Annotated in this window: 22 protein-coding genes; 15 read left to right on the forward strand and 7 right to left on the reverse strand. The window is 67.6% G+C overall.

The genetic code is table 11. The features are described from left to right. Nucleotides 1-61 precede the first annotated feature (61 nt). The gene (locus AC3QLZ_RS09325; protein ID WP_014235605.1) at nt 62-1,582 is read left to right on the forward strand and encodes a helicase HerA-like domain-containing protein; all 1,521 of its coding nucleotides are present in this window, start codon (nt 62-64) and stop codon (nt 1,580-1,582) included. On the opposite strand, the gene hemW is transcribed toward AC3QLZ_RS09325, so the two are convergent. The 6 genes from hemW to AC3QLZ_RS09355 form a co-directional block, all read right to left on the reverse strand. Then, nucleotides 1,579-2,817 (reverse strand): radical SAM family heme chaperone HemW, encoded by a 1,239-nt coding sequence (hemW, locus tag AC3QLZ_RS09330; RefSeq protein WP_014235606.1) that lies wholly within the window; start codon nt 2,815-2,817, stop codon nt 1,579-1,581. The genes AC3QLZ_RS09325 and hemW overlap by 4 nt on opposite strands. 144 nt (nt 2,818-2,961) lie before the next feature. Next, a complete protein-coding gene (rdgB, locus tag AC3QLZ_RS09335; RefSeq protein WP_014235607.1) occupies nt 2,962-3,552 on the reverse strand; it encodes an RdgB/HAM1 family non-canonical purine NTP pyrophosphatase in 591 nt (196 codons plus the stop codon). Between the two features lie 5 nt (nt 3,553-3,557). Then, the gene (locus tag AC3QLZ_RS09340; RefSeq protein WP_014235608.1) at nt 3,558-4,466 is read right to left on the reverse strand and encodes a hypothetical protein; all 909 of its coding nucleotides are present in this window, start codon (nt 4,464-4,466) and stop codon (nt 3,558-3,560) included. A 13-nt stretch (nt 4,467-4,479) separates the two neighbouring features. Further along, nucleotides 4,480-5,196, reverse strand: coding sequence for a ribonuclease PH (gene rph / locus AC3QLZ_RS09345; protein WP_014235609.1), 717 nt, complete (start codon nt 5,194-5,196; stop codon nt 4,480-4,482). 9 nt (nt 5,197-5,205) lie between these two features. Continuing rightward, nucleotides 5,206-6,117, reverse strand: coding sequence for a PP2C family protein-serine/threonine phosphatase (locus tag AC3QLZ_RS09350; RefSeq protein ID WP_014235610.1), 912 nt, complete (start codon nt 6,115-6,117; stop codon nt 5,206-5,208). Then, complete coding sequence (locus AC3QLZ_RS09355) at nt 6,114-7,079, reverse strand: serine/threonine protein kinase (RefSeq protein ID WP_014235611.1); 966 nt, start codon at nt 7,077-7,079, stop codon at nt 6,114-6,116. The genes AC3QLZ_RS09350 and AC3QLZ_RS09355 overlap by 4 nt, the downstream gene beginning before the upstream one ends. 137 nt (nt 7,080-7,216) lie before the next feature. Here AC3QLZ_RS09355 and AC3QLZ_RS09360 point away from each other — a divergent pair, with 137 nt between their 5' ends. The 9 genes from AC3QLZ_RS09360 to queF are packed head-to-tail and all read left to right on the forward strand — an operon-like array spanning nt 7,217 to nt 15,985. Then, nucleotides 7,217-8,083, forward strand: a complete 867-nt coding sequence (locus AC3QLZ_RS09360) for a YicC/YloC family endoribonuclease (protein WP_014235612.1) — start codon at nt 7,217-7,219, stop codon at nt 8,081-8,083. Between the two features lie 16 nt (nt 8,084-8,099). Continuing rightward, entirely contained in the window at nt 8,100-8,708 is a 609-nt protein-coding gene (gmk, locus tag AC3QLZ_RS09365) for a guanylate kinase (RefSeq protein WP_014235613.1), read from the forward strand. Nucleotides 8,709-8,735: 27 nt separating this feature from the next. Further along, on the forward strand, nt 8,736-8,942 hold the full coding sequence (rpoZ, locus tag AC3QLZ_RS09370; protein WP_014235614.1) for a DNA-directed RNA polymerase subunit omega: 207 nt from the start codon (nt 8,736-8,738) through the stop codon (nt 8,940-8,942). A gap of 31 nt (nt 8,943-8,973) precedes the next feature. Next, complete coding sequence (locus AC3QLZ_RS09375; RefSeq protein ID WP_014235615.1) at nt 8,974-11,205, forward strand: RelA/SpoT family protein; 2,232 nt, start codon at nt 8,974-8,976, stop codon at nt 11,203-11,205. A gap of 5 nt (nt 11,206-11,210) precedes the next feature. Beyond that, complete coding sequence (locus AC3QLZ_RS09380) at nt 11,211-12,461, forward strand: D-amino acid dehydrogenase (protein WP_014235616.1); 1,251 nt, start codon at nt 11,211-11,213, stop codon at nt 12,459-12,461. Between the two features lie 34 nt (nt 12,462-12,495). After that, a complete protein-coding gene (locus AC3QLZ_RS09385; protein ID WP_014235617.1) occupies nt 12,496-13,287 on the forward strand; it encodes an enoyl-CoA hydratase in 792 nt (263 codons plus the stop codon). A 46-nt stretch (nt 13,288-13,333) separates the two neighbouring features. Then, the gene (locus tag AC3QLZ_RS09390; RefSeq protein WP_014235618.1) at nt 13,334-14,194 is read left to right on the forward strand and encodes a TatD family hydrolase; all 861 of its coding nucleotides are present in this window, start codon (nt 13,334-13,336) and stop codon (nt 14,192-14,194) included. Next, nucleotides 14,191-15,096, forward strand: a complete 906-nt coding sequence (locus AC3QLZ_RS09395; protein ID WP_014235619.1) for a bestrophin family protein — start codon at nt 14,191-14,193, stop codon at nt 15,094-15,096. The genes AC3QLZ_RS09390 and AC3QLZ_RS09395 overlap by 4 nt, the downstream gene beginning before the upstream one ends. 55 nt (nt 15,097-15,151) lie before the next feature. Continuing rightward, nucleotides 15,152-15,985, forward strand: a complete 834-nt coding sequence (gene queF / locus AC3QLZ_RS09400) for an NADPH-dependent 7-cyano-7-deazaguanine reductase QueF (RefSeq protein ID WP_014235620.1) — start codon at nt 15,152-15,154, stop codon at nt 15,983-15,985. A gap of 51 nt (nt 15,986-16,036) precedes the next feature. On the opposite strand, the gene AC3QLZ_RS09405 is transcribed toward queF, so the two are convergent. After that, on the reverse strand, nt 16,037-18,238 hold the full coding sequence (locus AC3QLZ_RS09405) for a putative bifunctional diguanylate cyclase/phosphodiesterase (RefSeq protein WP_014235621.1): 2,202 nt from the start codon (nt 18,236-18,238) through the stop codon (nt 16,037-16,039). 301 nt (nt 18,239-18,539) lie between these two features. Here AC3QLZ_RS09405 and AC3QLZ_RS09410 point away from each other — a divergent pair, with 301 nt between their 5' ends. From AC3QLZ_RS09410 to AC3QLZ_RS09430, 5 genes are all read left to right on the forward strand, one after another. Then, nucleotides 18,540-18,788: a chaperone NapD gene (locus tag AC3QLZ_RS09410; RefSeq protein WP_014235622.1), complete on the forward strand. Its 249-nt coding sequence runs from the start codon at nt 18,540-18,542 to the stop codon at nt 18,786-18,788. A gap of 1 nt (nt 18,789) precedes the next feature. Continuing rightward, complete coding sequence (napA, locus tag AC3QLZ_RS09415; protein ID WP_152090380.1) at nt 18,790-21,315, forward strand: nitrate reductase catalytic subunit NapA; 2,526 nt, start codon at nt 18,790-18,792, stop codon at nt 21,313-21,315. A gap of 89 nt (nt 21,316-21,404) precedes the next feature. Further along, a complete protein-coding gene (gene napG / locus AC3QLZ_RS09420) occupies nt 21,405-22,385 on the forward strand; it encodes a ferredoxin-type protein NapG (RefSeq protein ID WP_014235624.1) in 981 nt (326 codons plus the stop codon). Then, the gene (gene napH / locus AC3QLZ_RS09425; protein ID WP_014235625.1) at nt 22,382-23,302 is read left to right on the forward strand and encodes a quinol dehydrogenase ferredoxin subunit NapH; all 921 of its coding nucleotides are present in this window, start codon (nt 22,382-22,384) and stop codon (nt 23,300-23,302) included. Before napG ends, napH begins: the two co-directional genes overlap by 4 nt. 10 nt (nt 23,303-23,312) lie before the next feature. Then, nucleotides 23,313-23,789, forward strand: a complete 477-nt coding sequence (locus AC3QLZ_RS09430; protein ID WP_014235626.1) for a nitrate reductase cytochrome c-type subunit — start codon at nt 23,313-23,315, stop codon at nt 23,787-23,789. Nucleotides 23,790-23,800 lie beyond the last annotated feature (11 nt).

Consider the following 23,800-nt stretch of genomic DNA (forward strand, 5'->3'; position numbering starts at 1 on the left):
CTCGTAGCGAAAAACTGTTGATAGAATCGGACAATTCTAGCATAGCCACCGGACCCCACTCATGGCCCAGCCCCTTGTCATCGCCCGCCACGCCGCCACCGACCTGGCTCTCCTGCCCGCCCTGGCCAACCGCCACGGCCTCATCACCGGCGCCACCGGCACCGGCAAGACCATCACCCTGCAGGTGCTGGCGGAGCGCTTCTCCAGTATCGGCGTGCCCGTCTTCCTGGCCGACGCCAAGGGCGACCTCTCGGGCCTGGCCGCCGCCGGCAAGACCTCGCCCAAACTGGAGGAGCGGCTGCACCACCTGGGCGTCACCGACTGGACTCCGACATCCTTCCCCACCGTCTTCTGGGACGTCTTCGGCCAGCAGGGCCACCCGGTGCGGGCCACCATTTCCGACATGGGCCCCCTGCTGCTGGCCCGCCTGCTCAACCTCAACGACACCCAGAGCGGGGTGCTGCAGCTGGTGTTCAAGATCGCCGACGACCAGGGCCTGATGCTGCTGGACCTGAAGGACCTGCGGGCCATGGTGCAGCACGTGGGCGAGCACGCCAAGGAATTCACCAGCGAGTACGGCAACGTCTCCGCCGCCTCCATCGGCGCCATCCAGCGCGCCCTCCTGACCCTGGGCGAACAGGGCGGCGACAGCTTCTTCGGCGAGCCCATGCTGGACATCGCCGATCTCATGCAGACAGACAATGGCAATGGCGTGGTGAACATCCTGGCGGCGGACAAGCTGATGGGCGCGCCCCGCCTCTACGCCACCTTCCTGCTGTGGCTGCTGGCCGAACTGTTCGAGCACCTGCCGGAAGTGGGGGACCTGGAAAAGCCCAAGCTGGTGTTCTTTTTCGACGAAGCCCACCTGCTCTTCAACGAAGCCCCGCCGGCCCTGCTGGAAAAGGTGGAACAGGTGGTGCGCCTGATCCGCTCCAAGGGCGTCGGCGTGTACTTCGTCACCCAGAACCCCCTGGACATTCCCGACACCGTCCTCGGCCAGCTCGGCAACCGGGTGCAGCACGCCCTGCGCGCCTTCACCCCGCGGGACCAGAAGGCCGTCAAATCGGCCGCCCAGACCCTGCGCGCCAACCCGGCCTTCGACGCCGAAGCGGCCATCACCGAACTGGGCGTCGGCGAAGCCCTGGTCTCCTGCCTGGACGAAAAGGGCCGGCCCAATGTGGTGGAACGGGCCTTCATTCTCCCCCCCGCCTCCCGCATCGGCCCCTTGAGCGCCGAGGAGCGCCAGCAGGCCGTCCGCGATTCCGTACTCTACGGCCACTACGAACAGGCGGTGGATCGGGAATCGGCCTACGAAATCCTCAAGGGCCGCACCGCACCGCCCGCCCAGGCCCAACCGGCGCCCGTCTCCCCTGCCCCACAAGCCAATGGCGGCGGCCTTTTCGGCGGCGTGCTGGGGGATGTGCTGGGCGGCGGCCAGAGCCCCCGCGGCCGCCAGAGCGACTCCGTCCTCACCACCGTCGCCAAGAGCGCCGCCCGCGCCATCGGCTCCCAGATCGGCCGGGAGATCATCCGCGGGGTGCTGGGGTCGATTCTGGGCGGTAGCGGCAGCCGGCGGCGTTAACCCGGCAGGAAGCGTTCCAGCAGGGCGTTGAGGAAGCGCCGGCCCCGCTCGGTCGGGGCGATGCAGTCCGGCGCCAGGGTCAGCAGCCCTTCCCGGGCCGCCTTTTCCAGCTCGCCCCGCACCAGCAGCAGGGGCAGGCCGGTGCGCTGCTCGAAGAGGGCCGGATCGAAGCCCTGGTTGAGGCGCAGGGCGTTCATGAGGAATTCGAAGGGCAGCTCGTCCGCCCCCACGCCGTGCTGCTCCTGTACCGGCTGGCCGGCGGCCACCTGCTCCAGGTACTGCTTGGGCTGTTTCCAGCGCATCTGGCGTTGCACCGAGAAGCCGCTGTGGTCCGGCAGGGTCAGCTTGCCATGGGCGCCGGCGCCGATGCCCAGGTAGTCGCCGAAGGTCCAGTAGTTGAGGTTGTGCCGGCACTGATAACCGGGCCGGGCGAAGGCCGAGGTTTCGTAATGCACATAGCCGGCGGCGGCCAGGCAGGCCTCGATGGCGTCCTGCATGTCGGCGCAGGTGTCGCCCTCGGGCAGCTGGGGCGGCCGGGCGGCAAAGAGGGTATTGGGCTCCAGGGTCAGCTGGTAGCAGGAAAGATGGGGCGGCGCAAAGGAGAGGGCCGTCTCCAGGTCTGCCATCGCTTCGGCCTGGGACTGCTGGGGCAGGCCGTACATCAGGTCCAGGTTGAAGCGCTCGAAGTGGGTTTTGGCCAGCTCGATGGCAGCCCTGGCCTCGGCGCTGTCGTGGATGCGCCCCAGGGCCTCAAGGTGCCGGTCGTTGAAGCTCTGGATGCCGAGGGACAGACGATTCACCCCGGCGGCCCGGAAGGCGGCGAACTTGCCCGCCTCGGCGGTGCCCGGGTTGGCCTCCAGGGTCACCTCCGCCTCGGGCAGCAGAGGCAGGCGCATGCGCACCGCGTTCAGCAGTTCGTGCAGGGCCTCGCCGGAGAGCAGGCTGGGGGTGCCCCCACCGATGAAGATGGAAGAGACCTTGCGCCCCCATACCGAGGGCAGGGCGCTCTCCAGGTCGGCGATAAGGGCCGCCACATAGGCCGCCTCGTCGTTTTCCGGACGGGCCTCATGGGAATTGAAATCGCAATAGGGGCACTTCTTCACGCACCAGGGCACGTGGATGTAGAGCGACAGGGGCGGCGGACTGGTGAAGTGCAGGGGACTGCCGCCAGCGCGGGTGCTGCCGGCGACGGCGATGGGAATGATGCGGGAGGAAGGGTGGGAACGGGACGACACGAAAGAAAACCTTTCCGCCCGCAGGCGGCATGATGCGATGGCTGGACGAAGGCGCTTTGAGTCAGGCCGCCGCGGAGCGGCAAGACCGGAACACCCTGCCCTGGACCGCGGCAGCGCCGGAAGGTTTCCCGGAGCCGGCCGGGCTCACAGTTCCAGCTTGAGGCGTTCCAGCAGCCGGGCCATGGCCTGGCCACGATGGGAGAGACGGTTCTTCACCTCGGCGGAGAGTTCGGCCGCCGTCGCCTTCTCCGCCGGCACGTAGAACAGGGGGTCGTAGCCAAAGCCGCCCTCGCCCCGGTACTGGTCGATGATCTCGCCGTGCCACTCGCCCTCGGCCACCAGGGGCTGGGGGTCGTCGCCGTGGCGCACCAGCACCAGCAGGGAGACGAAGTGGGCACGGCGGTCGGCCACGCCCGTGAGGGCCGCCAGCAGCTTCTCGTTGTTGCGGGCATCGGACTTGGGCTCGCCGGCATAGCGGGCCGACTGCACTCCGGGAGCGCCGCCCAACGCCTTGACGCACAGGCCGGAGTCGTCGGCCAGGGCCGGCAGGCCGGTCAGCTGGGCCGCATGGCGGGCCTTGGCCAGGGCGTTTTCGAGGAAGGTGTGGTGGGGCTCCTCCGCCTCCGGCACCCCCAGCTCGCCCTGGGGAATGAGCTGGATGCCCAGGGGTGTCAGCAGGGCCGACAGTTCCTTGAGCTTCTTGGCATTGTTGGAGGCGAGGACAATCTTTTGCATGGGACTCAGTTGATCCGTTGGTAGGGAATGCGTTGCAGTTCCTTGGGCATGGTGTCGCTGCGGCCCAGCAGCACCAGGCCGATGCCGTCGAGCAGGGGCCGGGTGATGCTCCCCCCTTGCAACCGGTAGGCGGTTGGGCCGAAGTTGCCGGCATTGCGGCAGCGGAAGGTCAGGGCATCGTTGGCGAAGTCCGCCTGTACCGCCAGATGCAGCGGAATGGCATCCGGCAGCACATAGCGCACCCCGGGGCCGCCCTCCGGCAGCATCACCGGCTCTTCTCGCTGGATGCGCAGGTTCACCAGTTCCAGCTCCTTGCGCACGATGGCAGCCTGGTCTGCAGCGCAGACCGCGACCAGCGGCGCCGGCGCCCGGTAGCTCACCTGGAAAAGAATCTGCTCGTAGTAGCTGCGATCGAAGCGACTGGTGCTGCGGTAATCGACGAATCCGTCATGCCAGGCCAGCCCGTCGAAGCTGTTGCGCGCATCCAGCCGGTAGCTGCGGGGCAGCACCGGCTTCAGGGTGTTGGCGTGGCGGATGAGCTGGTTGAGGTAGTCGAAGACGCTCTTCAGGTCCTGGTGCAGGCGCTCGGTCAGTTCCAGCTGGCGACGCTGGGTCTCCGCATCATCCACGCTGCGGCAGGCCGCCGCCTGGGCCAGTTCGGCCAGCAGGTCCACCGCCGGCGCTTCGGACACAGCGGTTGCGTCGGCATTGCCGGCAACGGCAACAGGGGCGGCAGGCGGCAGCTGACGCCTGGCTTCGGGCTCGATGTCGGGATAGCGCTGCCCGGAAGAACGCAGACCGGTCACGGCGGGAGACTCCTCGACACCACCCAGGCGCTGATCGAAATCGGCGATGGACTGTTCCAGATCGTCGAGCAGGGCCTTGATCGGGTCGCGGGAGGTTTCCTGGGCCATGACGGGCTCCGAATCAATCCGCCAGGGCGGATTCCTGGGCGTGGATGAGCTGGCGGATGCCGGCTTCGGCCAGGTCCAGCAGCACATTCATCTGCTGCCGGGAGAAGGGCTCGCCTTCGGCCGTGCCCTGGACTTCCACCAGTCCGCCGCTGCCGGTCATGATGACGTTCATGTCGGTATCGCAGTCGGAATCTTCCGGGTAGTCCAGGTCCAGCACCGGGGTGCCCTTGTAGATGCCGACGGAGATGGCGGCCACGTGTTCCTTGAGGGGGTTCTCGCTCAGCTTGCCGGCGGCCACCAGGGACTGGCAGGCGTCCCACAGGGCCACCCAGGCGCCGGTGATGGAGGCACAGCGGGTGCCGCCGTCGGCCTGCAGCACGTCGCAGTCCAGGGTGATCTGGCGCTCGCCCAGGGCCTTGAGATCGGTGACGGCGCGCAGGGAACGGCCGATGAGGCGCTGGATTTCCTGGGTGCGGCCGGTCTGCTTGCCCTTGGCCGCTTCCCGGGAACTGCGGGTGTGGGTGGAGCGGGGCAGCATGCCGTATTCGGCGGTGACCCAGCCCTGGCCCTTGCCGCGCAGGAAGGGCGGCAGGTTTTCCTCGATGCTGGCGGTGCACAGCACCTTGGTGTCGCCCATTTCCACCAGCACCGAACCTTCGGCATGGCGGGTGAAACGGCGGGTGATGCGGACTTGGCGCAGCTGGTCGGCGGCACGTTGGCTGGGACGCATGGAACTTCCTTATTTGGAGAATTTCTGGATGGCGGCGCGGATTTCGTCGATGGCCTTTTCGATCTCGTCGTCGGAAAGATCGGTCTTGTAGGCCGGGTCCCGACCAAATTCGCCGAGCTTGGTGGTCACCGCGTCCAGGGGCATGGTCTGGGTCATCACCGTGCTGGAGGCCTCCTCGCTGTAGCTCTGCTCCCAGCGCACCGCCACCACGGAAAGATTGTCGCCGTAGGGGCCGGAGCGGATTTCCGCCTGGTTGAGCAGCATGGGCACGGCCTGCATCAGGTTGGCCCCCTTCAGGGAGGCGGCCATGACATCGGCCGGCAGCGGCCCCCACAGGCCGTCGGTGCACAGCACCAGGACATCCCCCACTTCCAGGGGGGTCTTGCGGGAGAACTCGATTTCCGGCGGGTTTTCGCCCCCCAGGCAGCTGTACACCTTGTTGCGGTCCGGGTGGGTGGCGGCCTGGGCCTCGCTGATGAGGCCCTCGTCCATCAGCAGGCGCACCCGGGAATGGTCCCGAGTCACCGCCAGCACCTTGCCGTCGCGCATGTGGTAGAGGCGGGAATCGCCGACGTGGGCCCAGTAGGCGATGTTGTCCTGGATCAGGCAGGCGACGCAGGTGGTGCGCGGCGAATCCTTCAGCCGGTGCTCCTGGGAATAGTCCAGGATGGCGTGGTGGGCATTGGTCATGCCCTTCTGCAGGAAGAGGAAGGGATCGGCGATCTCCGGCTGGGCATCCCGCTGGAAGGCCGAGGTCAGGGTCTGCACCGCGATCTGGGAGGCCACCTCGCCGTGGTAATGGCCGCCCATGCCGTCGGCCACCACCATCAGCACCGCCTCCCGCGAGTAGCAGTAGGCGATCCGGTCCTCGTTGTTCTGCCGCTTGCCGATGCGGCTTTCCTGGTAGATGGTGAATTTCATTTAGCAGTCATTCCCTTGATCTTGCCCACCAGATGGCCCAGCCATCCTTCCTTTTCCGCCGCCTTGCTGGCTCCCTGGGCCGGCATGTCCACCGCCTCGGTGAGGGCCTTCTGCAGGGCGAAGACGCTCTGGGGGCGGTACAGGTGGTTGAGGCACAGGCACCAGTCGATGGTCTCCAGCAGCTGGTCCGAATACTGGCCCTCCCAGCGCACCGAGGCCGGCTGCAGCTGGTCCTTCTCCATGCGCGCATCGGCCGCCTGGGGCGCCGCCCCGGCCAGACAGGAGTACATGGAGGCGCCCACCGAATAGATGTCGCTCCAGGGCCCCAGTTCGTCCCGCTTGAAGTAGTGCTCGGGGGAGGCGAAGCCCGGGGTGTACATGGGCTTCAGCATGGGGGTGTCGGAATGCAGGGTCTGGCGGGCGGCGCCGAAGTCGATCAGCACCGGCGTGTTGTCCGCCCGCAGGTAGATGTTGGACGGTTTCAGGTCCAGGTGCAGCAGCTTGTGGGTGTGCACTTCGCGCAGGCCGTTGAGCATGCGGGTGAACACGCCGCGGATGAATTTCTCATGGATGTGGCCGTGGTGCTTCTGGATGAATTCCTGCAGGGTGCGGCCCCGCTCGTATTCCATGACCATATAAACCGTGTCGTTGGCGCGGAAAAAATTCAGCACCTGGATCACGTTGGGATGGTTCAGCTTGGCCAGGGCCCGGCCTTCCTCGAAAAAGCATTTCATGCCGTAGCGGAAGGCAGAAAGATGCTCCTGGGAAATGACCGGCTTGGTCTGCCCCTCGGAGCGCAGGGCCAGGCTGGCCGGCAGGTATTCCTTGATGGCCACCGCCTTGCCGCTGGCATCGTGGGCCAGGTAAACAATGGAAAAACCGCCGACCGAAATCTGCTTTTCGATGCGGTAGTCTTCCAGTTGGAATCCGGCAGGGAGGGGGTGATTGGCTTGTGACGCCATGAAGTCCGAAGCTAAGATAGCGCCTCAGGCGCACTGCGCGCATTGTCAGGCTTTGCCAACGGACTGTAAAGAAGCCTCAAGAAGCCCCTCCCAGGCCCGCCGTCCGGGCCGGCACACCCCACACAGCAAGGAATTCCATGATCTACAGTATGACCGGCTATGCCGCCAAAACCCGGGAAGTGGCAGGCGGCTCCCTGCACCTGGAACTGCGCAGCGTCAATTCCCGCTTCCTCGACATCCATTTCCGCATCGTGGACGACCTGCGGGTGCTGGAGCCGGCCCTGCGCGAAGCCATCACCGCCAAGCTGGCCCGGGGCAAGGTGGAACTGCGCCTCAACCTGGTCGCCAGCCAGAGCCAGAACCGCCAACTGGCCATCAACGCCGACCTGCTGACCCAGTTGCAGGCCCTGGAAGGCCAGGTACGCCAGACCCTGCCCAACGCCGCCGCCCTGTCGGTGGCCGAAGTGCTGCGCTGGCCCGGCATGCTGGGCGAGCCGGAGGTGGATACGGCCGCCCTGCACGCCGCCGTCCAGGCCACCCTGAAGGAGGCCCTGGATGACTTCACCGCCAGCCGGGCCCGGGAAGGCGCCAAGCTGGCCGCCATGATCCAGGAGCGGGTGGACAAGATCCGCGCCACCGTGGCCGCCGTTGCCCCCCTCATTCCCCAGGCTCAGGCTGCCTACCAGGACAAGCTCAAGCAGCGCCTGGTGGAGGCTCTGGGCAGCGCCGACGACGAACGGGTGCGCCAGGAAGTGGTGCTGTACGCCACCCGTATCGACGTGGACGAGGAACTGTCCCGCCTGCAGGCCCATCTCACCGAGGTGGAGCGCATCCTCAAGGCCGGTGGCAACGCCGGCAAGCGCCTCGACTTCCTCATGCAGGAACTGAACCGGGAAGCCAACACCCTGGGCTCCAAGTCGGTCCTCAGCGAAGTCTCCAAGGCCTCCATGGACCTGAAGCTGCTCATCGAGCAGATGCGCGAACAGATCCAGAACATCGAATAAGGAAAGGGACGCCAGCATGAGCGGCCATCTCTACATCGTCACCGCCCCCTCCGGCGCCGGCAAGACCACCCTGGTCCGCCTGCTGCTGCAGAACGACCCGGCCATCGGCCTCTCCGTCTCCCACACCACCCGGGCGCCCCGCACCGGGGAGGAGAACGGCCAGGCCTACCACTTCACCGACGTGGCCGATTTCCTGGCCCGGGTGGACCGGGGCGAATTCCTCGAATGGGCCGAGGTGCACGGCAACTACTACGGCACCTCCCGCACCTGGATCGAACAGCAGCTGACCTCCGGCCGCGACGTGCTGCTGGAGATCGACTGGCAGGGCGCCCAGCAGGTGCGCAAGGTGTTCGGCGACGCCATCGGCGTCTTCATCCTGCCGCCCTCCATGGAAGAACTGGCCCGCCGCCTGGCCGGCCGCGGCACCGACAGCGAGGACGTCATCGCCCGCCGTCTGGCCGCCGCCCGCGACGAGATGCGGCATGTGGGCGAATTCGACTATGTTATTATTAACAACGACCTGCAGACGGCCCTCAGCGACCTGCTGGCCGTGGTGCGCGCAACGCGCTTGAAGCTTCCCGTGCAGCAGGAACGCCACGCTTCGCTGTTCGCCTCGCTGCTCTAAATTTTCCGCTTTTTGATTGGATGGACCATGGCCCGCATTACCGTTGAAGACTGCCTGAAACAAATCCCCAACCGCTTCCAGATGACCCTGGCCGCCACCTACCGGGCCCGCCAGATCGCCAATGGTTCCACCCCCATGCAGGAACCGAGCAAGGACAAGCCCACCGTCATCGCCCTGCGCGAACTGGCTGCCGGCCAGATCGGCCTGGAAATCCTCAACCGCGGTCAGGCCTGACCCCGGGCCCGGGCGGGTAAGGTGAACCGGTATGGATACTGCAACCGACCCCGCCCCGGCCAAACCGTCTGCATCTTCCGCCGCGCCCTTCGCGCCGGCACCTGACCCGGCGGCGCCGCCGACCCCCTACCCGTTCAACGACGACCCGGCCTACCGGGTCTTCCTGGACAGCCTCGACTACCTGAAACCGGAAGAGATCGCCAAGATCAAGGAGGCCTTTGCCTTCGGCGAAGCCGCCCACCGGGGCCAGAAACGCCTTTCCGGCGAACCCTACATCACCCACCCCCTGGCCGTGGCCGGGGCCATTGCCGAATGGCGGCTGGATTCCACCGCCATCATCGCCGCCCTCCTGCACGACACCATGGAGGACACGGGCATCTCCAAGGAGGAGCTGACCGAGCGCTTCGGCAAGGGCGTGGCCGACCTGGTGGACGGCCTCTCCAAGCTCGACAAGATCGAGTTCTCCTCCTACCAGGAAGCCCAGGCGGAAAACTTCCGCAAGATGCTCCTGGCCATGGCCAAGGACCTGCGGGTCATCCTCATCAAGCTCACCGACCGTCTGCACAACATGCAGACCCTGGGCTGCATGCGTCCGGACAAGCGCCGCCGCATCGCCCTGGAGACCCTGGAAATCTACGCCCCCATCGCCAACCGGCTGGGGCTGAACACGGTCTACCGGGAGCTGCAGGACCTCTCCTTCAAGCACACCCACCCGATGCGCTACCAGGTGCTGCTGAAGGCCGTCATGGCGGCCCGGGGCAACCGGCGCGAGGTGCTGTCGAAGATTCTCGACGGGGTCCAGAGCAAGATGCGGGACTCGGGCATCGAGGCCCAGGTCTTCGGCCGGGAGAAGAGCCTCTATTCCATCTACCGCAAGATGGTGGAAAAGCGCCTCTCCTTCTCCCAGGTGCTGGACATCTACGGCTTCCGCGTGGTGGTCAAGGACGTGCCCAGCTGCTACCTGGGCCTGGGCGCCCTGCACGCCCTGTACAAGCCCCTGCCGGGCAAGTTCAAGGACTACATCGCCATCCCCAAGGCCAACGGCTACCAGTCCCTGCACACCACTCTGATCGGCCCCTACGGCATGCCGGTGGAAGTGCAGCTGCGCACCGAGGAAATGCACCACATGGCCCAGGAGGGCGTGGCCTCCCACTGGCTGTACAAGGACACGGAGAAGAGCGCCGCCGAGCTGCAGTACCAGACCCACCGCTGGCTGCAGTCCCTGCTGGAGCTGCAGAGCACCGCCGGCGACTCGGCTGAGTTCTTCGAGCACGTCAAGATCGACCTCTTCCCCGACGAGGTCTATGTCTTCTCGCCCAAGGGCAAAATTTTCTCCCTGCCCAAGGGCGCCACCCCAGTGGACTTCGCCTACGCGGTGCACACGGACGTGGGCAACCGCTGCGTCGCCGCCAAGATCAACTACGAGCTGATGCCACTGCGCAGCGAGCTCAACAGCGGCGACCAGGTGGAAATCGTCACCGCCGCCCATGCCAATCCCAATCCGGCCTGGCTCTCGTATGTGAAGACCGGCCGCGCCCGCAGCAAGATCCGCCACTTCCTGAAGACCCGCCAGCACGAGGAATCCGCCGCCCTGGGCGAGCGCCTGCTCAACCAGGAACTGTTCGGCCTCGGCATCACCCCCTCGGAACTGCCGGACGCCAGCTGGGAAGCGGTGCTCAAGGAAGGGGGCAGCAAGTCCGTCAAGGAGGTGTACACCGACATCGGCCTGGGCAGGCGCCTGGCCGCCGTGGTGGCGCGCCGCCTGCTGGCCCACGAGGCGGCCCTGCCCAACGCGGAACCGGCACCCCACACCTCGGTGGTGATCCGCGGCACCGAGGGCATGGCCATCCAGCTGGCCCATTGCTGCCGCCCGATCCCGGGCGACCCCATCATCGGCTCCATCAAGAAGGGCCAGGGCCTGGTGGTGCATACCCATGACTGCGCCGTCATCCGCAAATCCCGCAGTGCCGAACCCCAGCGCTGGATCGACGTGGAGTGGGAACCGGAACCGGGCAAGCTGTTCGACGTGGACATCCACGTCGCCGCCCGCAACGCCCGCGGCGTGCTGGCCAAGGTGGCCACCGAGATCGCCGAGTCCGGCTCCAACATCGAGAAGGTCTCCATGGCCCCCGATCCGGGCTTCTACACCACCCTCAACTTCACCGTGCAGGTGGCCAACCGGGCCCACCTGGCCCGGGTCCTGCGGGCCGTGCGCCTGATTCCCGAAGTGGTGCGCATCACCCGGGAACGCCAGGAGGAATAGGCCGGGTGCGTGTTCTCGTCCTCGGCGCCGGCGTCGTCGGCGTCACCAGTGCCTGGTTCCTGGCCGAGGCCGGCCACGAAGTCACGGTGGTGGACCGCCAGCCCGGCGCCGCCCTGGAAACCAGCTTCGCCAACGGCGGCCAGATTTCCGTCTGCCACGCCGAGCCCTGGGCCAATCCCCGGGCCCCCTTCAAGGCCCTGGAATGGCTGGGCAAGGAAGATGCCCCCCTGCTCTTCCGCCTGCGCTACGACCCGGCCCTCTTCGCCTGGAGCCTGCGCTTCCTCGCCAACTGCCCGCCCGGGGCCACCCGCCGCAACATCCGCGACATCATCGCCCTCGCCCTCTACAGCCGGCAGCGGCTGCAGGCCCTGCGCCAGGCCCTGCCCCTGGACTACGACCAGCGCTGCCAGGGCATCCTGCACATCTTCACCCAGGCCGCCGAGTTCGAGGCCGCCTGCCACGCCGCCGCCCTGATGCGGGAATTCGGGGTGGACCGGGAGCCGGTGGACGCCGCCCGCTGCGTCGCCATCGAGCCGGCCCTGGCCGCGGTGCAAGGGCGCCTGGCTGGTGGCGACTACACCCCCAGCGACGAATCCGGCGACGCCCACCGCTTCACCCAGCGCCTGGCCGAGGCCGCCGCCGCCCGGGGCGTGCAGTTCCGCTACAACTGCCCGGTGGAGAAGATTGCCAGCGCCGGCGGCCGGGTGGCCGGCGTCGTCGCCGGCGGCGACCTGCTCCTGGCCGACGCCTACGTGGTGGCCCTGGGCAGCTATTCCCCGGCCCTGCTCAAGCCCGCCGGGGTCAAGGCCTGCGTCTATCCGGGCAAGGGCTATTCCGCCACCATCGCCCTCTCCCCGGACAGCGTCGCCCCCAGCGTCAGCATCACCGACGACGAACGCAAGATCGTCATGTCCCGCCTCGGCAACCGCCTGCGGGTGGCCGGCACGGCGGAGTTCAACGGCCACAACCTGGACCTCACCCCGGTGCGCTGCGAGGCCCTGCTGCGGCGCGCCCTGGAACTGTTCCCCCAGCTGCGCCCCGACGGCGACCCGCTCTACTGGTGCGGCCTGCGCCCGGTGACGCCCTCCAACGTGCCCCTCATCGGTCGCACCCGCCTGTCCAACCTGTGGCTCAACACCGGCCACGGCACCCTGGGCTGGACCCTGTCCTGCGGCTCCGCCGCGGCCCTGGCGGACCTCATTTCCGGCCGCCGGCCGGAACCGGATTTCCCGTTCCTCGGAACGACAAAACAATAAACCCATAAAAACCACCACCCAAAGGAGACAACCCATGAGCACCGTGCTTTCCCACCTGGAGGACGGGGTCCTGACCCTGACCCTGAACCGCCCCGAGGCCCTCAACGCCCTCAACCTGGCCATGATCGAGGACCTGCGCGCCGCCACCGCCCGGGCCGAGCACGACGAGGCCGTCGGCGCCGTGGTCCTGCGCGGCGGCGAGCACTTCATGGCCGGTGGCGACCTCAAGTGGTTCCACAGCCAGCTGGCCCTGCCGCCGGCGGAACGCCAGGCCCTCTTCGAACAGACCATCGCCGCCGTGCACGCCACCACCCTGCAGGTGCGCCGCATGGGCAAACCCGTAGTGGCCTCGGTCAGCGGTGCCGCCGCCGGCTTCGGCCTGTCCCTGATGCTGGCCTGCGACCTGGCGGTGGCCGCCGACAACGCCTATTTCACCCTGGCCTACTGCCACATCGGCCTTTCCCCCGACGGCGGCGCCACCTGGTTCCTGCCCCGGGCCGTGGGGGCCAAGCGGGCCGCCGAGATCGCCCTGCTGGGGGACCGTTTCGATGCCGCCCAGGCCAGGGAGTGGGGCCTCATCAACCGGGTGGTGCCCGCCGCCGAGCTGGAGGCCGAGAGCGCCAAGCTGGCCCGCCGCCTGGCCGCCGGTCCGCGCCAGGCCCTGGCCCGCACCAAGGCCCTGCTGCAGGCTTCCAGCGGCAATTCCCTGCCGGAGCAGCTGTTCGCCGAACAGGGCAACTTCGCCGCCTGCTCCGTCCATCCCGACTTCGCCGAAGGTCTGGGCGCCTTCCTGGAAAAGCGCAAACCGGCCTTCGGCCAGAAGTGAGGCAGGGCGGGCCTCTCCGCCCGGCCTGCCCGGACAGCCAGATTCCATGCTGATCGACACCCACTGCCACCTGGACGCGGCGGAATTCGCCACTGACCGGGATGCCATCTTCAAGGATGGCGTCGCGGTTGGCGTCCAGGCCATGGTGGTGCCGGCAGTGGCTGCCGCCACTTTCGCCGAGGTGCGCGCCTGCTGCCTCGCCTATCCGGGCTGCGCGCCCGCCTACGGCATCCATCCCCTGTACACGCCGGCGGCCCGGGAGGAAGACCTCACCACCCTGCGCCGCTGGCTGGCCGAGGAGCGGGATGGCCCCCTGGCGCCGCTGGCGGTGGGCGAGATCGGCCTCGACCTGTACGTGCCCGAACTGCAGCAGGGCGAGGCCCTGGCGCGGCAGCAGCACTTCTTCGCCGAACAGCTGAAGCTTGCCGTGGAGTTCGACCTGCCGGTGATCCTCCACGTGCGCCGGGCCCTGGACCCCATTCTCAAGCAGCTGCGCCGCTACCGGCCCCGGGGCGGCATCGCCCATGCCTTCAACGGCAGCCGGCAGCAGGCCGACGAATTCATCAAGCTCGGCTTCAAGCTGGGCTTCGGCGGCGCCATGACCTTCAGCGGCTCCACCCGCATCCGGGAACTGGCCGCCACCCTGCCCCTGGAAGCCCTGGTCCTGGAAACGGACGCCCCCGACATTCCCCCGGCCTTTCTCACCGCGGAGAGCCCGGACCGGCGCAACAAGCCCGCCTACCTGCCCCGCTTCGCCGCTCTCCTGGCCGAGCTGCGGGGCATGCCGACCGCCGCGCTGATCGCCGCCACCGGCGCCAACGCCCGCGCCACCCTGCCCGGCCTGGTCGTACTGGCGAGCGCCGGCAGCGCCAACCCGACCACCACTCCACCGACTGCCTCGACATGATCGTCCGCGAACGCCCCAGCCTGCTCCGTCTCTTTTTCATCTGGCGCGGCTCGGTGGTGCCCCACGTGCTGCCCCAGATCGTCTTCACCACCAGCTTCGCCGTGCTCATCACCTGGGGCGCCCAGCACTTCGGCCACCTCTTCCCCGACTATTCCGCCGCCCCCTTCGCCCTGCTCGGCCTGGCCTTTTCCATCTTCCTCGGCTTTCGCAACAGCGCCTGCTACGACCGCTGGTGGGAAGCGCGCAAGCAGTGGGGCGGCCTCATCGTCGAACTGCGCTCCCTGGCCCGGGATAGCCTGGTGCTGGAGGCGGAACCCCGGCGCCTCCTGGTGCGCCGCAGCCTGGCCTTCGCCCACGCCCTGGCCGCCCGTCTGCGGGGCCGGGACGCAGTCCTGGAAGCCGCACCCTTCCTGCCTCCCGGCGAGGCCGAGCGCCTTGCCCAGAGCCGCAATCCGGCCGATGCCCTGCTGCGCCAGTGCGGCCACGACCTGGTCCAGGCCCGGCAACGGGACGGCCTCGGCGACATCGTCTACCAGGGTCTGACCCAGCGCCTGCACGCCCTCTCCGGCATCCAGGCCGCCTGCGAGCGCATCCGCTTCACCCCCCTGCCCTTCGCCTACACCCTGCTGCTGCACCGCACCGCCCACCTCTTCTGCCTGCTGCTGCCCTTCGGCCTGGCCCGTTCCGTCGGCTGGGCCACGCCCCTGCTGACGGCGGTGCTGGCCTACACCTTCTTCGGCCTGGACGCACTGGGGGACGAACTGGAAGAGCCCTTCGGCACCCTGGAAAACGACCTGCCCCTGGACGCCATGGTGCGCATGCTGGAAGGGGACCTGGGCGAAGCCCTGGGCGAGACCGACCTGCCGCCCCTGCTGCAGCCCCAGGGCTACGTGCTGCTCTAGGCGGCGCTCACGGCCGATGCTGGTCCCGCCTCCGCCTGGGGGTAAAATCCGCCCCATGACCATCGATCCCAGCGCCCTCTCCCCTCTCGGCAAGGCCAGCGAGTACCGCTGCCATTACGCCCCGGAACTGCTCTTTCCCATCCCGCGCCAGCTGAAGCGGGACGAGATCGGCATCGACCCGGCCCGCCTGCCCTTCGTCGGCGAGGACCTGTGGAACGCCTACGAGATTTCCTGGCTCAATCCCCGGGGCAAGCCGGTGGTGACCCTGGGCACCTTCCGCATCCCGGCGCAGACGCCCCACCTGATCGAATCCAAGTCCTTCAAGCTGTACCTGAATTCCTTCAACCAGAGCCCCTTCGCCGACGCGGAAACGGTGGCCGCCACCCTGGCCCGGGATCTTTCCGCCGCCGCCGGCGGCCAGGTGACGGTGCAGCTGGAGCCTCTGGCAGGGCAGCCGCGGCCCCGGGTGGATTACCCCTCGGGCATCCTGCTGGACGAGCTGGACATCGAGTGCGACCGCTACCAGCCGGCGCCGGAACTGCTGCAGGCCGATGCCGGCCGCTGCGTCGAGGAAACCCTCTATTCCCACCTGCTCAAGTCCAACTGCCTGGTCACCGGCCAGCCCGACTGGGGCATGGTGGTGGTGCGCTACCGGGGCCCGGCCATCGACCGCGCCGCCCTGCTGCGCTACATCGTCTCCTTCCGCGGCCACAACGAGTTCCATGAGCAGTGCGTCGAGCGCATCTTCTGCGACATCAGCGCCCGCTGCGCCCCCCAGTCCCTGGCCGTGTATGCCCGCTACACCCGGCGCGGCGGCCTGGACATCAATCCCTTCCGCAGCAGCGGCGAGTTCCTGCCGCCCGACAACATCCGGGAAGTGCGGCAGTAGTTTTCAGTTGGGGGAAATGGGGGCTGCCGGCGCTGCGGCAGCGCCGGGCCGTCAGGACAGGCGCTGGCTGAGGAAGGCGCTGAAGTTGTCCGCCGGCAGGGGCTTGGCGAAGTAGTAGCCCTGGGCTTCGTCGCACCCCAACTCCTGCAGCAGGGCGAGGATTTCCGCCGTTTCCACCCCTTCGGCGATGGTCTTCAGGCCCAGGCTGCGGGCCAGCTGGATGATGGCCCGCACGATGGCGGCGTCGTCCGGATCGCTGCAGAGGTCGCGCACGAAGGACTGGTCCACCTTCAGCTTGTCCACGGCGAAGCGCTTCAGGTAGGAAAGGCTGGAATAGCCGGTGCCGAAGTCGTCGATGGACATCTGCACGCCGATGGCGTTGAGGCGCTGCACCGTGCCCAGGATGTTCTCCGCGTCCTGGATCAGGATCGATTCGGTCAGTTCCAGTTCCAGACAGCGGGAAGGCAGGGCGGAGGTGGCCAGGGCGCTGGCCACCGTGCCCACCAGATCGCCGCGCATGAATTGCACGGCGGAAAGATTGACCGCCACCACCAGGGGCGGCAGGCCGGCCCGCTGCCAGGCGGCGGCCTGATGGCAGGCCATGCGGATCACCCATTCGCCGATGGGCACGATCAGGCCCGTGTCCTCGGCGATGCCGATGAAGCGGCACGGCGCCAGCAGGCCCAGTTCCGGATGCTGCCAGCGGATCAGGGCCTCGGCGCCGATCACTTCCTGGGTGCGCAAATCGATCTGGGGCTGGTAGTGCAGCACGAACTCGTTGCGCGCCAGGGCCAGGCGCAGGTCGTTGCTCAGGCGCAGGCGCTCGCCCACGTCCTTGTCCATTTCCCGGTCGAAAAAGCGGTAGCCGTTGCGGCCGGCGCCCTTGGCCCGGTACATGGCCGTATCCGCCTTTTTCAGCAGGGTGTCGAAATCGCCGCCGTCGTCGGGGAAAAGGGAAACGCCGATGGAAACGGAGGTGGACAGGTCGTGGTCCTGGATCGCGAAGGGCTGCTGCATCTGCTCGACGATGCGGTTCACCAGGCTCTCCACTTCCCGGGGCCGCTCCACGTCTTCCAGCAGGATGAGGAATTCGTCGCCGCCCTGGCGGCTGACCGTGCTGCCGGCCGGCACCAGGGACTGCAGGCGCTGGCCGATGCCCTGCAGCAGCAGGTCGCCCAGGGTATGGCCGAGGGAGTCGTTCACCGTCTTGAAATTGTCCAGGTCGATATAGACCAGCCCCACCCGGGAGGACTGGACCCGGGCCCGCTCCGCCGCCCGCTCGAAGCGCTCCCGCACCAGGATGCGGTTGGGCAGCTCGGTCAGGGGATCGTGGTAGGCGAGGAACTGGATGCGCGCCTCCGCCGCCTGGCGCTCCGCCATCTCCAGGCTCAGGCGCAGGTAGGGGTCGCGCACGCTGGAGACGAAGACCGCCTTGTAGATCCAGAAATAGGCGATGACCTTGTAGGTATGGCCGAGCAGCTGGAACACGTCATTGACGTTGGAGTACAGGGTGAAGCACAGCTCCGAGAGGATGGTGATGAGCACCGCGGTGAACAGGTTGGCGGCGTCGAAGGCGGGCTTGCCCTGGGTCTTCGGATAGAGGATCACCGCAGTGGCGCCGAGGATGGCGATGAGGCCGTATTCGGCGGCGATCTTGAGACCGGTGAGGCCCACCCCGGGCACGAACATGGTGGGCCAGAAATCCGGCAGGTAAAGCTCCGAGACGAACACCGCGGCGGTCACCAGCAGGGCCCACAGCATCAGCCGGTAGCGGTCCCGGGGGCGGGCCAGGGGCTGCCAGGGGCGCAGGGCGATGGTGAGCAGGGTCAGGGCCGCCACGTAGCGGGCCGCCAGCCAGAAGGTGATGGCCTTCTGGGGCGAGGAGGGCGTGACGAAGTCGGGCATGCCCCGGTAGGAGAGGGTATGGCCGAAATCCAGCAGGGCCACGGCGAGGAAGCCGCAGGCCAGGATCATCAGGTTGCCCGCCCGCTCCCGGCTGTAGGCATGCCAGGAGACGGCGAAGACCAGCACGGAGACGACGAAGGAGAAGCTCTCCATCACCGTGTGCAGGGTCAGGGGGAAGATGGTGTCGCTCTGTTTGAGGCCGCCCAGGGGCGGCAGCAGCCAGACCACGACGAAAAGCAGGGAAAGGACGATCACCAGGCCCCAAGGAATGGGGCTGTAGCGGGTCAGGGGAGCGGCCTCCGGGGGGGCGGCTGCGGGCGTCGAGAGAATGGGCAGGGGCCGGGACATGGGTGGGTGGGAAAACAAGCCTTCTGGGGAATCGGGGCTGTTACTCGAACCGCCGGCCTGCCGGCATGGGGCGGGCCTTGTTGTGGGTCATTCTCATTAACCCCGATGCGGCGGAAAACCGCACCAGGCAAAGCCCGATCAGGCTAACCGAAGCCCGGTGACTTTTCAAATCACCTACATCCTGCGGGGGCTTTTTTTCGCTTTTGATTCACATCATAAACCTGGGTTTCCGTAGGGGCATAGAGTGGTCGAACCTTGAGCCGGCCCTTCGAGCCGTGCCTGCCGATTGGGGGAATCATCCGTGAATATTTCCAGCATTCTGGTCAACGCCGGGCCGCAGCAGATCGCGGCCGTCGAGGCGGGTCTGGCGACCTTGGCGGGCGTGGAGGTCCACGCCGTCTCCGAAGAGGGCCGCATGATCGTCACCATCGAGAGCGACGGCGACCGGGAAACCACCCAAACCTACGAGGCGATACAGCAGCTGCCGGGCGTCATGTCCCTGGCCATGGTGTATCACCACTTCGAACCTGATCCCGAGAAGGAGTCCTGAGATGAACCTGACCCGTCGCGACTTTATCAAGAGCAGCGCCGTCGCCGCCGCCGCCAACGCCGCCGGCATGGCGGTGCCCGGCGTATCCGAAGCCCTGGCGCAGCAGCCGAAGAATGACGGCATCCGCTGGGACAAGGGCGTCTGCCGCTTCTGCGGCACCGGCTGCGGTGTCCTGGTGGGCACCAAGGACGGCCGCGTGGTGGCCACCCAGGGCGATCCGGAAGCGCCGGTGAACCGGGGCCTCAACTGCATCAAGGGTTACTTCCTCTCCAAGATCATGTACGGCAAGGACCGCCTGACCCAGCCCCTGCTGCGCATGAAGAACGGCCAGTACGACAAGAACGGCGACTTCACCCCCATTTCCTGGGACCAGGCCTACGACATCATGGCCGAGAAGTGCAAGGCCGCCCTCAAGGCCGGCGGCCCGCGCAACATCGCCATGTTCGGCTCCGGCCAGTGGACCATCTGGGAAGGCTACGCCGCCGCCAAGCTGTGGAAGGCCGGGTTCCGCTCCAACAACCTGGACCCCAACGCCCGCCACTGCATGGCTTCCGCCGTGGCCGGCTTCATGCGCACCTTCGGCATCGACGAGCCCATGGGCTGCTATGACGATGCGGAGCACGCCGACGTGTTCGCCCTGTGGGGCTCCAACATGGCGGAGATGCACCCCATCCTCTGGTCCCGCATCACCGACCGCCGCCTCAACGCCAAGCACGTCAAGATCCACGTGCTGTCCACCTTCACCCACCGCTCCTGCGAGCTGGCCGACAACGAGCTGATCTTCAAGCCCCAGTCCGACCTGGCCATCCTCAACTACATCGCCAACTACATCATCCAGAACGGCGCGGTGAACCAGGACTTCGTCAAGAACCACGTCAAGTTCAAGAAGGGCGTCACCGACATCGGCTACGGCCTGCGTCCCAACCACCCCCTGGAACAGGCCGCCGGCAACAACGGCTACCCGGGCCCGGACGGCAAGCCCAAGGGCGACCCCAACAAGGCCACCGACATCTCCTTCGACGAGTTCAAGGCCTTCGTCGCCGAATACACGCTGGACAAGACCCACGAGATTTCCGGCGTGCCGAAGGAGAACCTGGAAGCCCTGGCCAAGGCCTATGCCGATCCCAAGGTGAAGGTCGTCTCCTACTGGACCATGGGCTTCAACCAGCACACCCGGGGCACCTGGGTGAACAACATGATCTACAACGTGCACCTGCTGGTGGGCAAGATCTCCGAACCGGGCAACGGCCCCTTCTCCCTCACCGGCCAGCCTTCCGCCTGCGGCACGGCCCGGGAAGTGGGCACCTTCGCCCATCGCCTGCCCGCCGACATGGTGGTGGTCAATCCCAAGCACCGGGAAATCACCGAGAAGCTGTGGAAGCTGCCCGCCGGCACCATCCCCGACTGGGTGGGTCTGCACGCCGTGGCCCAGAGCCGCGCCCTGAAGGACGGCAAGGTGGCCTTCTTCTGGTCCACCACCACCAACAACATGCAGGCCGGCCCCAACATCAACGGCGAGGTCTACCCGGGCTGGCGCAATCCGGCCGCCTTCGTGGTGCACTCCGACGTCTATCCCACCGTCTCCGCCCTGGCTGCCGACCTGATCCTGCCCTCCGCCATGTGGATGGAGAAGGAAGGCGCCTACGGCAACGCCGAGCGCCGCACCCAGTTCTGGCGCCAGCAGGTCAAGCCCCAGGGCCAGGCCCGCTCCGACGTGCTGCAGTACGTGGAATTCTCCAAGCGCTTCAAGATGGAGGAAGTGTGGCCCGCCGAGCTGCTGGACAAGGCCCCCGAGTACAAGGGCAAGACCCTCTATGACGTGCTCTACGCCAACGGCGAAGTGAACAAGTTCCCCGTCTCCGACCAGCTGAAGGGCTTCGAGAACGAGGAAGGCAAGGTCCTCGGCTTCTACCTGCAGAAGGGCCTGTTCGAGGAATACGCCGCCTTCGGCCGCGGCCACGGCCACGACCTGGCCGCCTTCGACACCTATCACAAGGCCCGCGGCCTGCGCTGGCCGGTGGTGGACAACAAGGAAACCCTGTGGCGCTTCCGCGAAGGCTACGACCCCTACGTCAAGGCCGGCGAGAAGGTGCGCTTCTACGGCTTCCCCGACGGCAAGGCGGTGGTCTTCGCCCTGCCCTACCAGCCTGCCGCCGAGCAGCCGGATGCCGAGTACGACCTGTGGCTCTGTACCGGCCGCGTGCTGGAGCACTGGCACACCGGCTCCATGACCCGGCGCGTGCCCGAGCTGTACAAGGCCATGCCCGACGCCTGGATCTACATGCATCCGGAAGACGCCAAGAAGCGCGGCCTGCAGCGCGGCGACACGGTCAAGGTGCAGTCCCGCCGCGGCGAGATTTCCACCCGGGTGGAAACCCGGGGCCGCAACAAGCCGCCCCTGGGCCTGGTCTTCGTGCCCTTCTTCGACGAGCACCGGCTGGTGAACAAGCTGACCCTGGACGCCACCTGCCCCATCTCGAAAGAGACGGACTTCAAGAAGTGCGCCTGCAAGGTGGTCAAGGCCTAAGCACCTACACAACCGGATAAGGCATCAGGGAGGCCGGCGGGGCGGACGGTTAAGTCCGCCCCCAGTCGGTTCCCGCCGCCGGTCACGCCATGAGCGATCTTTCCAACTCCCCTCCTGCCAAGTCCGACAAGGCTGCGGCGGCCCGGCGCCAGTTCTTCGCCGACGCCGGCCGCATGGCCTGCGGCGTCGGTCTGCTGGGTCTCGGCCTGGGCTTCCATGCCAAGCAGGCCCGGGCCCTGCCGCCGGCGGCCCTGCGCCCGCCCGGCGCCGGCGCGGAGGAGGACTTTCTCGGTGCCTGCATCCGTTGCGGCCTGTGCGTGCGCGACTGTCCCTATGGCACCCTGTCCCTGGCCCGGCCGGAGCAGCCGGTATCCACCGGCACGCCCTATTTCGTCGCCCGCCAGGTGCCCTGCGAGATGTGCGAGGACATCCCCTGCGTCAAGGCCTGCCCCACCGGCGCCCTGGACCACGGCCTCACCGACATCAACCAGGCCCGCATGGGCCTGGCGGTACTGCTCGACCAGGAGACCTGCCTCAATTTCCTCGGCCTGCGCTGCGACGTCTGCTACCGGGTGTGCCCGGTGATCGACAAGGCCATCACCCTGGAGCTGCGCCCCAACACCCGCACCGGCCGCCACAGCATGTTCATTCCCACGGTGCATTCCGAGCACTGTACGGGCTGCGGCAAATGCGAGCGCTCCTGCGTCCTCGAAACCGCCGCCATCAAGGTCCTGCCCGTGCCCCTGGCCAAGGGCGAGCTGGGCCAGCACTACCGGGTCGGCTGGGAGGAAGAGAAGAAGGCCGGCCATTCCCTGGTGGACGACAAGGGCCTGGGCGACCTGCCGGACCGCATGCCTGAAGGCGCCCGTCTGGAAGGCCACTTCGACCCTGCCAGCCAGGGAGGCCCGTCCCTCGCCCCCGGCAAGCCGGCCACCCCGGGCAGCGGCGTCGATAGCCTGGCACCGAGCATCCCCGGTGCCGACGCCCATGGACCGGGCGTTCCGGCCATACCCCAGAACATCCCCGGTGGCGGCCTGCCCAACCGGCTTTCCGACGAGGCGGCGCGATGAGCTTCCTCTCTCCCCGTTTCCCCGCCGCCCTGGCCGCCAAGGGCCGGCTCGGCGCCAACCGCTGGCTGCTGCTGCGGCGCCTGTCCCAGTTCGGCATCCTGGGCCTGTTCCTGCTCGGCCCCCTGGCCGGCCTGTGGCTGGTCAAGGGCAACCTCAGCTACAGCCTGACCCTGGACACCCTGCCCCTGGCCGATCCCCTGCTGGTACTGCAGGTGCTGTTCTCCGGCCATCGCCCCGAGGGCCTGGCTCTGCTCGGCGCCGCCATCGTGCTCGCCTTCTACCTGCTGGTGGGCGGCCGGGTGTATTGCTCCTGGGTCTGCCCCATGAACCTGGTCACCGACCTGGCCGGCTGGCTGCGGGAGCGCCTCGGTCTCAAGGGCAGCGCCCACATCAGCCGCCGCAGCCGCTACTGGATCCTGGGGCTGACCCTGCTGCTGCCCCTGGCCGGCGCCGGCCTGGCCTGGGAGCTGATCAATCCGGTATCCATGCTGCACCGGGGCCTCATCTTCGGCCTGGGCGCCGCCTGGACCGTGGTTCTCGCCATTTTCCTGCTGGACCTGCTGATCATGAGCCGGGGCTGGTGCGGCCACCTGTGTCCGGTGGGCGCCTTCTACGGCCTGCTCGGCCGCACCAGCCTGCTGCGGGTCAGCGCCCGCCGGCGCCAGGAGTGCGACGACTGCATGGACTGCTTCGCCGCCTGCCCCGAACCCCAGGTCATCCGCCCCGCCCTCAAGGGCGAGGCCAACGGCACCGGCCCGGTCATCCTGGCCTCTGCCTGCACCAACTGCGGCCGCTGCATCGACGTTTGCGCCAAGGACGTCTTCGTCTTCGGCAGCCGCTTCAACCAGCACACCCAGCGCTGCGCCCCGGCCGGGGAGGCCGAAGGCCAGACAGACCATCGCAAGACCATCCATTGAGGAGCCGACCATGAACCGACTGCACAAACTGACCCTGGCCATCCTGGCCGCCTCCTTCGCCTGCCTGGCCCAGGCCGCCGATGCGCCCAAGACCATGCGCGGCGCCGACATTCCCGCCGGCGACCCGGCCCCCGAGATGAAGGCCTACGCCGGCAAGAAGCCGGGCCTGCAACAGCCCATCGCCCGCACCTACAAGGAGCAGCCGCCGGTGATTCCCCACGCGGTGGACAACTTCGACGAAATCACCCTGGAAGAGAACCAGTGCCTGACCTGCCACGGTCCGGAGAAGTATAAGGAGAAGAAGGCCCCGAAGATCGGCGAGAGCCACTTCATCGACCGGGAAGGCAAGCAGCACGCCGAAGTCACCCACCTGCGCCACAACTGCGTGCAGTGCCACGTGCCCCAGGTGGATGCCCCGCCCCTGGTGGAAAACACCTTCGTCGGCAACATCGCCGCCAGCAAGGACGCCAAGGCCAAGAAGAAATAAGCAGACCGTTG

It is taken from the genome of Azospira sp. MPR-LB4, from assembly GCF_058809525.1.

Coding starts and splice junctions, on each gene's coding strand:
- AC3QLZ_RS09325 (WP_014235605.1), top strand. CDS start 62: ATGGCCCAGCCCCTTGTCATCGCCCGCCACGCCGCCACCGACCTGGCT.
- rdgB (WP_014235607.1), bottom strand. CDS start 3,552: ATGCAAAAGATTGTCCTCGCCTCCAACAATGCCAAGAAGCTCAAGGAA.
- AC3QLZ_RS09340 (WP_014235608.1), bottom strand. CDS start 4,466: ATGGCCCAGGAAACCTCCCGCGACCCGATCAAGGCCCTGCTCGACGAT.
- rph (WP_014235609.1), bottom strand. CDS start 5,196: ATGCGTCCCAGCCAACGTGCCGCCGACCAGCTGCGCCAAGTCCGCATC.
- AC3QLZ_RS09350 (WP_014235610.1), bottom strand. CDS start 6,117: ATGAAATTCACCATCTACCAGGAAAGCCGCATCGGCAAGCGGCAGAAC.
- AC3QLZ_RS09355 (WP_014235611.1), bottom strand. CDS start 7,079: ATGGCGTCACAAGCCAATCACCCCCTCCCTGCCGGATTCCAACTGGAA.
- AC3QLZ_RS09360 (WP_014235612.1), top strand. CDS start 7,217: ATGATCTACAGTATGACCGGCTATGCCGCCAAAACCCGGGAAGTGGCA.
- gmk (WP_014235613.1), top strand. CDS start 8,100: ATGAGCGGCCATCTCTACATCGTCACCGCCCCCTCCGGCGCCGGCAAG.
- rpoZ (WP_014235614.1), top strand. CDS start 8,736: ATGGCCCGCATTACCGTTGAAGACTGCCTGAAACAAATCCCCAACCGC.
- AC3QLZ_RS09375 (WP_014235615.1), top strand. CDS start 8,974: ATGGATACTGCAACCGACCCCGCCCCGGCCAAACCGTCTGCATCTTCC.
- AC3QLZ_RS09385 (WP_014235617.1), top strand. CDS start 12,496: ATGAGCACCGTGCTTTCCCACCTGGAGGACGGGGTCCTGACCCTGACC.
- AC3QLZ_RS09390 (WP_014235618.1), top strand. CDS start 13,334: ATGCTGATCGACACCCACTGCCACCTGGACGCGGCGGAATTCGCCACT.
- AC3QLZ_RS09395 (WP_014235619.1), top strand. CDS start 14,191: ATGATCGTCCGCGAACGCCCCAGCCTGCTCCGTCTCTTTTTCATCTGG.
- queF (WP_014235620.1), top strand. CDS start 15,152: ATGACCATCGATCCCAGCGCCCTCTCCCCTCTCGGCAAGGCCAGCGAG.
- AC3QLZ_RS09405 (WP_014235621.1), bottom strand. CDS start 18,238: ATGTCCCGGCCCCTGCCCATTCTCTCGACGCCCGCAGCCGCCCCCCCG.
- napA (WP_152090380.1), top strand. CDS start 18,790: ATGAACCTGACCCGTCGCGACTTTATCAAGAGCAGCGCCGTCGCCGCC.
- napG (WP_014235624.1), top strand. CDS start 21,405: ATGAGCGATCTTTCCAACTCCCCTCCTGCCAAGTCCGACAAGGCTGCG.
- napH (WP_014235625.1), top strand. CDS start 22,382: ATGAGCTTCCTCTCTCCCCGTTTCCCCGCCGCCCTGGCCGCCAAGGGC.
- AC3QLZ_RS09430 (WP_014235626.1), top strand. CDS start 23,313: ATGAACCGACTGCACAAACTGACCCTGGCCATCCTGGCCGCCTCCTTC.